Raw genomic sequence first — 11447 nt, 5'->3', positions numbered from 1 at the left:
CTCCATCCTAGGGTTTGGAGTCAGTCTGCCCACCCGTGCCGACCCCTGGAGCCTCGGCAGGGCGCAACCTCCGCAGCACTCCGGTTTGCTGCAGGAGCGAGAAGCGGTCGGGCACGCCCCAGTGCTCGGTGATCTTTCCGTCGACGACCGTGGCCACATCAATGACGGTCAGCTCCACGTGTTTGCCGCTGGGCGGGCCGAAGAACGGCCCGGTGTTGGTGCCCCGGCCGTAGAACCGCACCCACCCGGTGTCGCCGCGGGTGGCCCAGTCTTCCAGGTCATAGGTGAGGTCGGGCATGGCCTCATGGACCTGGCGAATGGCTTCACGGACCCGTTCAAGTGCCGCTGCCCCCTGCCCGTCGAGGCCGAACTGGTGCTCGATGAGGTCAGGAGAGCACAGTTCGTCCACGATGCCGGTGTTGCCGAGGGAAAAGCCTTCAAAGAGTATCCGCCGCAGCACGCCCACACTTTCCGGCAGTTCGATGTCGTCCATGGCCTGAACGATAGGCTTCCCGGCCGTGCCGGGGAAGGCTGTCCCGGGATTAGGGCTCAGGCGCCCCGATGAGCCGCGAGTACACCCGCTCCAGCCGGTCGATCCACCACGCCGAGCGGGCGGGCGATGCCGCATGGCGCGCCAGCAGCGCCTCGGAAACTCCCGGATCGCGCACTGCCAGCACACCGCCGTCGGGCACCAGGGGTTGTTCCGAGACGTCGCCTTCCATCAGCGACAACGTTCCCAGCCCGCAGGCCCAGGGCAGTTCGGGCAGGGCAGCGGCCAGTGCGACGCCGGCCCTGATTCCCACGGACGTGTCCAGGGCGGAGCTGACGACGGCGGGAAGGCCGGCCTGTGCGACCATGTCCAGTGCCCTGCGCACTCCGCCGAGCGGTGCGGCCTTGATCACCAGAAGATCGGCGGCTTCCTCGCGGGCCACCAGCAGCGGATCGGTTTCCTTCCGAACCGACTCGTCCGCCGCGACGGGCACCGGAACCTCCCGGCGTGCCAGCTCCAGCCGGACCGCCCGCAGGCCGGGGATGTCCGCTGCCGGCTGTTCGGCGTACTCCAGGCCGTAGTCCGCGAGCAGGGTCAGGGCGTGGACTGCCTCGTCTACGCTCCAGCCGCCGTTGGCGTCCACCTTGATGCCGGCCTCCGGCAGCAGGCGGCGCACTTCGGCCACCCGGGCCAGGTCATCGGCCAGGGCCTGTCCGCGCTCGGCGACCTTCACCTTGACGGCGGGAACGGTACCGAAGCGGGCAAGGATTGCTTCCACCTTCTCCGGCGCCACGGCAGGGACCGTGGCATTGACCGGGACGCTTCCGCGGACCGGCTCGGGGAAGCCGTGCCAGGCAGACTCGAGGGCGCAGGCAAGCCAGGGTGTTGCCTCACCGTCGTCGTACTCCGGGAACGGCGAGAACTCACCCCATCCGGCAGGCCCCTGCAGCAGCAAGGCCTCGCGGTGCAGGATCCCGCGGAACTTTACCCGCATCGGAAGGGACACAACGTGTGCCCCGCCGCGCAGGGCGTCGAGGCTCGGAAACGGATTCGGCTGCACGCTTCCCAGCCTACCCGCGCCGCTTCAGCGGCTGCTCACAGCAAACCGCCAAGCACCTGTGGCAGGCTGGAGGGAATGGATACGCGCAATCTCCTGAACCGACGGGCGCCGGCCAAGCGCCGGGCAGGGCACAATCCCGCCCTTTTCCTTTTCGCGGCGCTGCTGGCGGCTGCCTGCACCGCCGTGACGTACCTCGGTTTCGTCCGCACCACTACCGGGCAGCTGGCCGATGAGTCCGCCTGGCGCGAGGCGGAAGCAGTGGCTCCGAGCACCCGCTACCCGGCCTTGGAGATTCTGGACTTCCTGCCGCTGCTTTCGGCGTTTATCGCCCTGGCCGTCATTGTCGCCGTGAGCATCTCCCGGCGGCGGTTCTCTGTGGCTGTTATCGCCATCGCCACGATGGCCGGCGCGAACCTGGCTACCCAGCTGCTGAAGAACCTGCTGCTGGACCGGCCGTACCGCGGCGTGATCACCCTGGACTTCAATTCCCTGCCGTCCGGGCACACCACCATGGCCGCTTCCGCCATGGCCGCAGTGTTCCTGGTTTCAGCGCCGCGCTGGCGCCCCGCGGTTGCCGCGCTGGGCGGCACCTACGCGGTCCTCGCCGGCGCGGCGACGTTCTTCAACCTCTGGCACCGCCCTGCCGACGTCGTCGCCGCCTTCCTGGTGGTCGCCACCTGCACCCTGGTGGGCGGGCTGGTCATGATGCGGACGAACCCTGAGTGGAACACCTTGCCGGCAGGCGGCCGTTCCGGCGGAAGGTTCTGGACCGGGCTCAGCGCCATTGCCGGTGCCCTGGCCCTCGCGGTATCGCTGGCGCTGTACGCCTACGCCACCTGGGGCAGCGGAATTGCCCTGCTGGATGACAAGCCGCTGTACTTCGCAGGCGGCCTGGCATTGGTCGTCGGGACCGGTTATGTGATCGCGGCGCTGGGCTCCTGGCTGTTTAGCCAGCAGGCGGGCGACCGCTAGCCGTTCCCCCGGCGGCCGCAGAGGGCCGGCCCTTGGGAACGTAGCGCCACAGTACCGCGGCTCCGGCCAGGCCGAGCACCGCCGTCGCTCCGATGCCGGCCGCGAGCGAGAAAAGGGCGGTGACGCCGGAGAGTATTCCCGGTCCGCTGAGGATGCCGATGTCGGAGAGCAGCCGCCAGAGACCAAGGAACTGCGGGCGTCCCGGAGACGGGGAGAAATCTGCGCCCAGGGTCATGACGATTCCCGAGCCGATGCCGTTGCCGAAACCGATCAGCAGGGCGGCCAGCAGCAGTTCCAGCGGACTCGAGGTCAGCGGCAGCAAAGCGAGTCCGGCGGCCATGAAAAGCATGCAGGGAACCGCTACGGCACGGCGTCCGCGCAGGTCCATGACCCGGCCCGCAGGATAGAAGATCAGCATGTCGATGCCCGCGGAGATGCCGTAGATAATCGCCGTCTGTGCTGGGTCGATGCCCAGGTGCAGTGCCCAGAGCGGGATGACCGCCTGGCGCGTGGCCCGGACCGCGGCGATGAGCAGGACGCCGATCCCCACCGTGCGGAAGGTCCGTGAATGGCCGGAGAGGATCTGGCCGATTGCCGGAGACGCTGCGGCTTCCTCCCCCGGCTCTTCGCGGCTGCGCTGTCCGGGCCGCCGGGGACGAACCGTCAGTTCCGGGACCGTCAGGCTGAGCAGCCCTGCGCCCAGCGCCGCGGCAGCACCGACCCAGTACGCACCCGGGGTTCCCGCGAAGTGCATCGCTGCCGCGGCGGCGAACGGCCCCATGAACACACCGATCCGGTTTGAACCGCCCAGCGTCGAAAGCGCGCGGGCCCGGAAATGCAGCGGCACTGCTTCCGTGACGTAGGTCTGCCGTGCGAGGCCAAACACTGCACCCGCCATGCCAACCATAAAAACTGCCAGGGCAAAGACCCACAGCACCGGAACCGTGGCGGCGAGGACCATGGCCAGGGCACACCATCCGGCGGCGGCTACCAGTGCCCACTTTTCGCCGAAGCGGGTAGTGATCAGCGTGGCGGGAACGTTGGTGAGCAGGGACCCGACGCCGGTCAGGGTAATGATGAGCGCGGCCAGCGCCACTGTGGCGCCCAAGTCCCGTGCGGTCAGTGCGATCACCGGAAGGATCGCCCCAATGGCCGTTCCGTAAAGCACTGTCGGCCCGAAGGCCGGGACGGCGATGCCGCGGAGGCTGAAGTTCTCTATTGCTTCAGCCACTTCCACCGGGCCAGGGTCCGCAGCCGGGTCAACAGCGCCCGGGACTGTTCGGGCCCGTACGGCAGGATGGGGATCGCCTTGGTCATGTCCACGGAGGCCTGGTCCATGGCGCTCCGGGTCACGGCGACAGCGGTGCGCATCTTGTTCATCTGGGTGGTGACGAAGTCCATGGTGACGGGTTTGCCGTGCCCCGGAATGACAGTCGCGTAAAGATCCTCGAGCGCAGCGATTTTCCCGAGCGTGCGGATCCAGTCCTTGGGGTAGGAATCCCCGAAATCCGGATCAGCACCCTGCTCCACGAGGTCTCCGGCAAAGACGACGTCCGGTGTTCCCACCAGCAGGTCATGGTCGGTGTGGCCCCGTCCAAGGTGGAACAGCGTCACGGATATGCCGCCGAGATCCAGGTCCACCGGAGCGCCGTCCACCAGCCGGTTCGGGCCGGCAATCGCGGTGTTCGCGCCGGACCCCGCTGCCATCTCGGGTTCGTGCGCCGCGACCGAGGCCCGCTGCAGCTCCGCCTCGGCTGCTATGGCCTTGGCACAGCCGCTGGTCGCCCAGATCTCCTCGACGCCGTTGGCCAGCAGGTAGGCGTTGCCGAAGTAATGGTCGTAGTGCGCATGGGTGTTAACCGCGGTCACAGGCAGGTCCGTCAGCTGCCGGACCGCCCCGAGGATAGCCTCGGCCTGCCGCGGACCGGCACCGGTATCCACCAGCAGGGCACGTTCGTCCCCAAGAACCAGTCCGGTGTTCATGGCCCAGCCGGGGTTGGTCCGCACATAAGTGCGCGGAGCTACCTCGAGCCAGTCGCCGGGTATCTGCGGGCTTGTCTGCATCATCGCGTCCGTCCTTCGGGTCTATGCGCTACCCAACTTACCGTGGAACGGCAGGTCACAGGTCGGCCAGGACGCTTCCGGGGTTCTCTATGGCGTCCGCGACGTAACGAAGGAAGCCGCCGGCCGTTCCGCCGTCGCAGACGCGGTGGTCAAAGACCAGCGTCAGCTCGGTCAGTTTGCGCACTGCCAGTTCGCCGTCCACTACCCAGGGCTTGTCGATGATGCGGCCGATTCCGAGGATGGCTGATTCGGGATAGTTGATGATGGCGGCACTGCCGTCCACGCCGAAGACTCCGTAGTTGTTCAGGGTGAACGTCCCGGAGGTCAGTTCGGCGGGAGTCGCAGCGCCGGAGCGCGCCGAGGCCGTGAGGCGCCGGATCTCGGCGTCGAGTTCCCGGGCGCTGAGTTTTTCCGCGTGCCGGATCGACGGGACCATGAGCCCGCGGTCGGTCTGCGCGGCAAAGCCCAGGTTGACGCCGTCGAACGAGACCAGCTCGGCATCGCCGTCCGGATTCGGAACGTAGCGTGTGTTCAGTTCCGGGAAGCGGCGCAGCCCGGCCAGGACGAACCGGGCCAGGAACGCCATCAGCCCGGGCGTGTTCTCCGGATCCCGGCGCTTGAGGCCGGCGCGCAAGTCAAGCAGTGCGGTGGCGTCGACGTCCACCCAGACCGTGGCCTCGGGGATCTCGGAACGGCTGGCGCTCAGGTTCGCTGCGACCGTGCGGCGCAGTCCCCGCACCGGGGTCCGTCCCGTGACGGCAAGGCCGGAACGGGGGTCGGTTCCCTCCGCGGGGGCCGAACCTGCCGGGGCAGCTGTCCGGACCGCGGTGTCCGCCGGGAGCATTTCAGTCGTTCCCGCGATAGCTCGCTCGACGTCGCGGCGCAGCACCAGTCCATCGGGACCGGACCCGTCCAGGTTGCGCAGCAGCAGGCCCGCGTCACGGGCAAGCTTGCGGACCAGCGGAGAGATACAGCGGGGTGCTTCGAGTGTGGCTACCGCGCTCCGGGACAGGTCACTGGCCGGCGACATGTCACTGACCGGCCCGGCCAGCGCAGCCGAAGCGGCGGGTACAGCGGAAACGGCCGGGGCAGCCCGGACCGCGGAAGCAACCGGGACCGCGGATCCTGCAGTCCGGCGCGGAGGGCGGGTCCGGCGGTTGATGCCGTGTCCTCCGGGAGTTCCATAGCCGATCAGGACGTTGCCTGAGCCGGCACGTTCTTCCTGCCGGTAGGCTTCACCCGCGGCATCAGCCGAAGAAGGAGCCGCTGCTTTCGCATCGGCGGCGGGAGCCGGCTCGGGAACGCCGGCCACCGCCGTCGTCCGCACTGAAATCAACGGCTTGCCGACGTCGATGCTTTCGCCCGCAGCGCCGTGGAGGGTTTCCACGATTCCGGCATACGGCGAGGGAACCTCGACCAGTGATTTGGCGGTTTCCACCTCGGCGACCGGCTGGTCGACGGCGATCGTGTCGCCCTCGGCGACGAGCCAGTTCACCAGCTCGGCGTCGGTCAGGCCTTCGCCCAGGTCCGGGAGCAGGAAGGTACGCACGCTCACTGTTCCTCCCACTGGAGTTCGTCAACGGTGTCGAGGATGCGGTCCACTCCGGGGAGGAAGAAGTGCTCCAGCTTCGGTGCCGGATACGGGATGTCGAACCCGGTGACCCGCAGAACCGGAGCAGCGAGCGAGTGGAAGCAGCGTTCCTGGATGCGGGCGGTGATCTCGGAAGCGACGGAGGCAAATCCCGGTGCTTCGGAAATGACGACAGCCCGGCCGGTCTTGCGAACGGAGGCACAGATAGTTTCGTCGTCGAACGGAACGATGCTGCGCACGTCGATGACTTCCAGGCTGCGTCCCTCAGCGGCGGCAGCCTCTGCCGCGGCAAGGGCGGTGGGAACCGAGGGTCCGTAGGCGATCAGCGTGGCGTCGGAGCCCTGCCGGGCCACGGCGGCTGAACCGATGCCGGCGGCCGGCTGGACAGCGGCGCCGTCCTTGGCGCCGTCGTTCGCCCCGTCCCGCGACTGGTCGGAGGCCGCACGCAGTGCTGCCAGGTCCACTTCTTCCTTGGTCCAGTAGAGCTTCTTGGGTTCCAGGAAGACCACGGGGTCCGGGAAGCGGATGGCTTCACGCAGCAGGGTGTAGGCGTCGGCAACAGTGGCCGGCGCCAGCACGGTCAGGCCGGGGGTGTGCGCGTAGTAGGACTCGGAGGAATCGCAGTGGTGTTCCACGCCGCCGATTCCGCCGGCGTACGGGATGCGGATGACCAGCGGCAGCTTGACCTTGCCGCGGGTGCGGTTGGACATCTTGGCCACATGGCTGACGACCTGTTCGAAGGCCGGGTAGGCGAAGGCGTCGAACTGCATCTCCACCACCGGGCGCATGCCGTTCATGGCCATGCCCACGGCCATGCCCATGATGCCGGACTCGGCCAGCGGTGTGTCGAAGCAGCGGTCTTCACCGAAGCGTGCGGTGAGCCCGTCCGTGATGCGGAAGACTCCGCCGAGCGGTCCCACGTCCTCACCGAAGACGACGACGGAGGGATCGGCGCCGAGCTCATCGGCCAGCGCTGTGTTCAGCGCCTTCGCGAAGGTCAGGCTGACGCGTGTGTCCTCGGAGGCAGGCGCCTGTTCCATAACTGTCATTGTGCGCAGCGCTCCTTAGCCCTGGGTCCGTGCAATTTCGTCCTGCAGCAGGGCGGCCTGCTCGGCCAGCTGCGGGGTGCGCCGTTCATAGACGTAGTTGAAGAGGTCCATGGGTTCAGGCACGGTGTCGGTGTTCAGTCCGTCGCGGATGAGGGAGGCAGTCGTCTCGGCATCGGCAGCCATGGCTTCTTCGGCCGCGTCATCCAGCACGCCCAGTCCGCGCAGGTAGGTGCGCAGACGCTTCAGCGGATCCCTCGGTACCCACTTTTCGACGTCGGCCTCGTTGCGGTACCGGGTCGCGTCGTCCGCGTTGGTGTGCGCCTGCATCCGGTAGGTATGGGCTTCCACCAGTGCCGGCCCGCCGCCTTCACGGGCACGTTCGACGGCGGCGCCCAGGACGGCCAGCAGCGCGGCGGCGTCGTTGCCGTCCACCCGCTCGCCCGGCATGCCGTAGCCGATGGCCTTGTGCGCCAGGGACGGTGCGACGCTCTGGTTCTTCAGCGGCACCGAGATGGCGTATTCGTTGTTCTGGACGAAGAAGACCACGGGAACGTGGAACACGGCGGCGAAGTTCAGCGCCTCGTGGAAATCGCCTTCGCTGGTGGCGCCGTCGCCGCACATGGCCAGCACCACGGTGTTCTCGCCGCGCAGCTTCGCAGCGTGGGCCACGCCGACGGCGTGCAGCAGCTGGGTGGCCAGCGGAGTCGCCTGCGGGGCCACCTGGTGCTCGTAGGGGTTGTACCCGGCGTGCCAGTCGCCCTTGAGCAGGGTCAGTACCTGGAGCGGATCCACGCCGCGGTGGATCACCGCCACGGTGTCGCGGTAGGTCGGAAAGAGCCAGTCGCCGTCGGAGAGCACTGCGGCGGCTGCGACCTGGCAGGCTTCCTGGCCGTGCGAAGAGGGGTAGACAGCCAGCCGTCCCTGGCGCACCAGGGCGTTGGCCTGGTCGTTGATGCGGCGGCCCGAGACCAGTCCCGCGTAGGCCGCCTGGAGTGCGTCGCCGTCAGGCAGCGGATATTTTCCGGAAGGCCGGTGGACGCCGTCTGCATCAATGAGCTGGACGGGCTCCGCCGAGGGAAGCATGGTGGCGGTGCGGTCCTCGTTATCCTCCGGACGCAGGCCCGGGGTGGACCCGGCGCGGGTGTTGCCGGTGGGAATAGTCATGGGTGCCTCCGTCAGCAAGCGGCGGATGCGGACGGCCCCGTGTACCTTTTCGAGGACCTCCGGCTCCACCCGCACGATGGAATTTCTGTAAGCCCAGTATGGGGAATCGCACCATTCGCATCCACCACTGCTCAAAATCCTAGATTTTTTGCACGTCTGACCGTATTGTGATGGACGAGTTGTAAATGTGAGCTGGATTACCATGAAGGACGTAGACACTATGGCGGAGACGCAAACGGCCCTGGATGACATCGACAAGCGGATCCTGGGCGAGCTGACCCGTGACGGACGGGCCTCCGTCAGCGCCGTTGCCGAAGCCGTGCATATTTCCCGCGCCCACGCCTACTCGCGCATTTCGAAGCTGACCAGCTCAGGGGTCCTCACCCGCTTTACGGCCCTTGTGGATCCGGCCAAGGCAGGGCTGCGGTCCAGCGCCTACGTCACCCTGAAGGTCCGCCAGCACTCCTGGCGCGAGCTCAAGGAACAGCTGCGCAAGATTCCCGAGATCCACCACATTGCCCTGGTGGGCGGCTCCTTCGACGTGATCCTGCTGGTCCGGGCCGAGGACAACCTCCACCTGCGCCAGGTGATCTTCGACCAGCTGCAGTCCATGCCCGGAGTACTGGACACCCAGACGTTCCTGGTCTTCGAGGACCTCGACGTCCGCTGACCCTCCCCCTCTATACCCGCGAGAGGCCAGTTACGGCTCGTCTCGCGCGGGAAACGAGCCGCAACTGGCCTCTCGGTGAGGGGAGGGGAGGTGAGGTGAGGTGGAGGGTCAGTTTTCGTCGTGCCCCTGGTCCATGCTCATCTGGTTTTCGGCCGGAGGGGTTTCCCCCGGAGGCACGCCCCCGCCGGGCTCGAGGCCGGTGATGTTACCCTCTGCGGGATCGGGATTGGCGCGGCTGCCCTTTTCGCCGCTGCCGGCATGGTTGCCGGTGCCTTCTCCCGTACCGGGACCCTTCTGGGCCGATTCGGCATCCTTGGGCTTGTCCGGATTCGCCGGATCATTGTTGGGATCGTAGCTCTGCGTCATCGTTGCCTTTCGTCTGCCCCGAAGGGGAAACCGGAAATCAATCAGCATGCTGATAATTCCAACCTAGCGCCGCCCCGGCAGCGGAGCAATCTTCAGCCGAAAAGCTGCTCTCCCACGAAACCGCCCTCCCGGGCGCCCGGAGGAACAGCAAAAACCGCTGAACCAATCGGCGTCGTCCATTCGTTGAGCAGGTCCAGTTTGTCCAGCCGCTCCTGGATGGGCAGGAACTGTGCTCTCACGTCAGCCTGGAAAGCAACGAAGATCTGGCCCGCGTCGGAAATGGTCCCGCCGGGTTCCGGAACGGCGTCGTAGTTGTAGCCCCGGCGGTAGATGCGCTGCCGCGGGTCCTCCGGACGGGCACGGCGCATGTGCGAATACTCCGGAATGACACGGAACCCGAGCGGGGTCACGGCGTCGAAATCCGGTTCGTCATGCTCGGCGGTCCCGGTCAGCGGCGCACCGTTGTCCAGTCTCCGGCCCACTGCTTCCTCCCGTCCGCGGCGGTCCAGTTCGTCCCAGGTGTCCAGGTTCATGGCGATCCGGCGGACCACCATGGACGTTCCGCCCTCCAGCCACGCGGGGATCTCTGTATCCCCCCAGACCACGCGGTCGAACTCAGGCGTGCCGGGCCGGGGATTCGCCGAGCCGTCCACCTGCCCAAAGAGATTGCGCATGGTGGTTCCCGCCGCTTCGCTGCCGTAGGCGTGCCGGAACCCGGTTTGGATCCAGCGCACGACGGCGAACGCACGGCTGTCCTTGAGCAGCATCCGCTGGGCGTGGGCAAGCGTGAGCGGATCATCTGCCCCGACCTGGAGCAGCAGGTCTCCCCCGCTCCAGCGGTCCTGCAGCGCGTCGATGCTGAACGCCGGCAAGGGCCCCAGCCACGGCGGCGCCAGGTGCGGGGCGATGGCAGCAACGAGTCCGGGCCCGAATCCGAAGGTCACGGTGAGGCGTGCAGGGTTGCCGGCCAGTTCCGGTTCCGTGTCCGCCAGCGCTGCCCGCCCCTGGGTGAGGGAGGCGGCGTCGTCGCTGAGCAGGCGCAGCCAGGACCGGATCCGCTCCCGTCCCACACCCCCGCGCAGGTCCAGCGCGACGAACGCTGCGTGCGCCTGCGGCGCCGTCGCGACGCCGGCCTGGTGCCTGCCGTAGAACGGGACAGTCTCGGCCCCGTTGGCCCCGGACGTATCCAGCGCGGTGCGTGTCAGCTCCGGACTGTCATTCCGGCCTCCGGCGAACTGTGCGCCCACCGCGGCAACCGCTCCCAGGCCCGCCGCCGCTCCTCCGAAAAGGAGGCGCCGGCGGCCAACCCCCTGCGCTTCTGCAGGACTCATCAGTTCTCCGCGGTGCCGTGGGTCTCCCCGGCGCCGTGGGTGTGCCCGTCGTCCATGTGGCCGGCGTCCCCTTGTCCCGCATCTCCGTGGCCGGTTTCGGGCGCGTAGGTTTCATTGGCCCCGGCGAAGTCCTTGGCGGTGGCCTGGACGTCCAGGGTGCTGCCGTCAGCCAGTTCCAGCGTGATGTCCACCGTGTCACCGGCCAGCAGTCCGGCCTCCAGCTGCATCAGCATCAGGTGGCTGCCGCCGGGCTCGAGCACATATTCACCGCCTGCGGGAACGGTAAAGCCGCCTTCGATTTCCTGCATGGTCATGGCCCCGTCGGCGCCCATGGCCGTCTCGTGCAGTTCAACCATGCCGGCAGATGGTGAGCTCGCGGCAACTACCGTGATGTCCTCAACTCCGGTGTTCTCCAGCGTGCCAAATGCTCCGGTCATGCCGTCGGCCTCGGCCGCCTTTGCCCACGCGCCGCTGACGGCCAGGGATGCCGCCTGCTCGGCGGCGGCCTGGGTCGGTTCGGCAGCGGGGCTGCCGGCTTCGGCGCAGCCCGCAAGTCCAGCTGCGGAGAGAGCGAGGACAGCTGCGGCAAGGGTAAGTTTCTTCTTCATTTTGGGTACTCCAATGGTGTGCTCGGCACGCTGTGCGGCACGAAAAAGTGGGTGAGGGCTGCTTTCGGGAAGGCCGAAGGCG

The 11447-nt window shown here is 67.7% G+C and carries 12 protein-coding genes; 2 read left to right on the top strand and 10 right to left on the bottom strand.

The annotated features are described in order from the left end of the window. Positions 1 to 7: 7 nt before the first annotated feature. A complete protein-coding gene (locus tag LOC59_RS02405) occupies positions 8 to 493 on the bottom strand; it encodes an ester cyclase (protein ID WP_227894160.1) in 486 nt (161 codons plus the stop codon). 49 nt (positions 494 to 542) lie between these two features. Next, positions 543 to 1550 carry an o-succinylbenzoate synthase gene (locus LOC59_RS02400; protein WP_331460388.1) on the bottom strand — a complete coding sequence of 336 codons (1008 nt, stop codon included), beginning with the start codon at positions 1548 to 1550 and terminating at the stop codon, positions 543 to 545. Positions 1551 to 1625: 75 nt separating this feature from the next. On the opposite strand from LOC59_RS02400, the gene LOC59_RS02395 reads away from it, so the two are divergent. Further along, positions 1626 to 2522 carry a phosphatase PAP2 family protein gene (locus LOC59_RS02395; RefSeq protein WP_229970495.1) on the top strand — a complete coding sequence of 299 codons (897 nt, stop codon included), beginning with the start codon at positions 1626 to 1628 and terminating at the stop codon, positions 2520 to 2522. On the opposite strand, the gene LOC59_RS02390 is transcribed toward LOC59_RS02395, so the two are convergent. From LOC59_RS02390 to pdhA, 5 genes are read right to left on the bottom strand one after another with little or no spacing between them, the layout of a single operon-like run. After that, positions 2497 to 3759, bottom strand: a complete 1263-nt coding sequence (locus tag LOC59_RS02390) for an MFS transporter (protein WP_227915567.1) — start codon at positions 3757 to 3759, stop codon at positions 2497 to 2499. The genes LOC59_RS02395 and LOC59_RS02390 overlap by 26 nt on opposite strands. Continuing rightward, entirely contained in the window at positions 3738 to 4589 is an 852-nt protein-coding gene (locus LOC59_RS02385; protein WP_331460387.1) for an MBL fold metallo-hydrolase, read from the bottom strand. The genes LOC59_RS02390 and LOC59_RS02385 overlap by 22 nt, the downstream gene beginning before the upstream one ends. Positions 4590 to 4641: 52 nt before the next feature. After that, a complete protein-coding gene (locus tag LOC59_RS02380; RefSeq protein WP_229970856.1) occupies positions 4642 to 6135 on the bottom strand; it encodes a dihydrolipoamide acetyltransferase family protein in 1494 nt (497 codons plus the stop codon). Positions 6136 to 6137: 2 nt separating this feature from the next. Continuing rightward, positions 6138 to 7226: an alpha-ketoacid dehydrogenase subunit beta gene (locus tag LOC59_RS02375; RefSeq protein WP_227915568.1), complete on the bottom strand. Its 1089-nt coding sequence runs from the start codon at positions 7224 to 7226 to the stop codon at positions 6138 to 6140. Positions 7227 to 7241: 15 nt separating this feature from the next. After that, the gene (gene pdhA / locus LOC59_RS02370; protein WP_423720990.1) at positions 7242 to 8390 is read right to left on the bottom strand and encodes a pyruvate dehydrogenase (acetyl-transferring) E1 component subunit alpha; all 1149 of its coding nucleotides are present in this window, start codon (positions 8388 to 8390) and stop codon (positions 7242 to 7244) included. Positions 8391 to 8610: 220 nt separating this feature from the next. Between pdhA and LOC59_RS02365 the strand changes: the two genes are divergently transcribed. Then, positions 8611 to 9060 (top strand): Lrp/AsnC family transcriptional regulator, encoded by a 450-nt coding sequence (locus tag LOC59_RS02365; protein ID WP_227894155.1) that lies wholly within the window; start codon positions 8611 to 8613, stop codon positions 9058 to 9060. A 108-nt stretch (positions 9061 to 9168) separates the two neighbouring features. Here the strand turns inward: LOC59_RS02365 and LOC59_RS02360 are convergent, their stop codons facing one another. The 3 genes from LOC59_RS02360 to LOC59_RS02350 form a co-directional block, all read right to left on the bottom strand. Further along, the gene (locus tag LOC59_RS02360; protein ID WP_227894154.1) at positions 9169 to 9426 is read right to left on the bottom strand and encodes a DUF6480 family protein; all 258 of its coding nucleotides are present in this window, start codon (positions 9424 to 9426) and stop codon (positions 9169 to 9171) included. Between the two features lie 92 nt (positions 9427 to 9518). Beyond that, the gene (locus LOC59_RS02355; protein WP_229970493.1) at positions 9519 to 10757 is read right to left on the bottom strand and encodes a Dyp-type peroxidase; all 1239 of its coding nucleotides are present in this window, start codon (positions 10755 to 10757) and stop codon (positions 9519 to 9521) included. Continuing rightward, positions 10757 to 11365, bottom strand: coding sequence for a copper chaperone PCu(A)C (locus tag LOC59_RS02350; RefSeq protein ID WP_229970491.1), 609 nt, complete (start codon positions 11363 to 11365; stop codon positions 10757 to 10759). Before LOC59_RS02350 ends, LOC59_RS02355 begins: the two co-directional genes overlap by 1 nt. Positions 11366 to 11447 lie beyond the last annotated feature (82 nt).

The organism is Arthrobacter sp. zg-Y916, assembly GCF_020907385.1.
GTDB classification, from domain to species: domain Bacteria; phylum Actinomycetota; class Actinomycetes; order Actinomycetales; family Micrococcaceae; genus Arthrobacter_B; species Arthrobacter_B caoxuetaonis.
The sequence above is the reverse complement of the archived record's forward strand: the minus strand, read 5'-3'. Positions and strand labels throughout refer to the sequence as shown.

What these genes read in the sequence shown, in the direction of transcription:
- LOC59_RS02405 (WP_227894160.1), bottom strand. Translation starts at nt 493, where the DNA reads ATGGACGACATCGAACTGCCGGAAAGTGTGGGCGTGCTGCGGCGGATA.
- LOC59_RS02395 (WP_229970495.1), top strand. Translation starts at nt 1,626, where the DNA reads ATGGATACGCGCAATCTCCTGAACCGACGGGCGCCGGCCAAGCGCCGG.
- LOC59_RS02385 (WP_331460387.1), bottom strand. Translation starts at nt 4,589, where the DNA reads ATGATGCAGACAAGCCCGCAGATACCCGGCGACTGGCTCGAGGTAGCT.
- LOC59_RS02375 (WP_227915568.1), bottom strand. Translation starts at nt 7,226, where the DNA reads ATGACAGTTATGGAACAGGCGCCTGCCTCCGAGGACACACGCGTCAGC.
- pdhA (WP_423720990.1), bottom strand. Translation starts at nt 8,390, where the DNA reads ATGACTATTCCCACCGGCAACACCCGCGCCGGGTCCACCCCGGGCCTG.
- LOC59_RS02365 (WP_227894155.1), top strand. Translation starts at nt 8,611, where the DNA reads ATGGCGGAGACGCAAACGGCCCTGGATGACATCGACAAGCGGATCCTG.
- LOC59_RS02360 (WP_227894154.1), bottom strand. Translation starts at nt 9,426, where the DNA reads ATGACGCAGAGCTACGATCCCAACAATGATCCGGCGAATCCGGACAAG.
- LOC59_RS02355 (WP_229970493.1), bottom strand. Translation starts at nt 10,757, where the DNA reads ATGAGTCCTGCAGAAGCGCAGGGGGTTGGCCGCCGGCGCCTCCTTTTC.
- LOC59_RS02350 (WP_229970491.1), bottom strand. Translation starts at nt 11,365, where the DNA reads ATGAAGAAGAAACTTACCCTTGCCGCAGCTGTCCTCGCTCTCTCCGCA.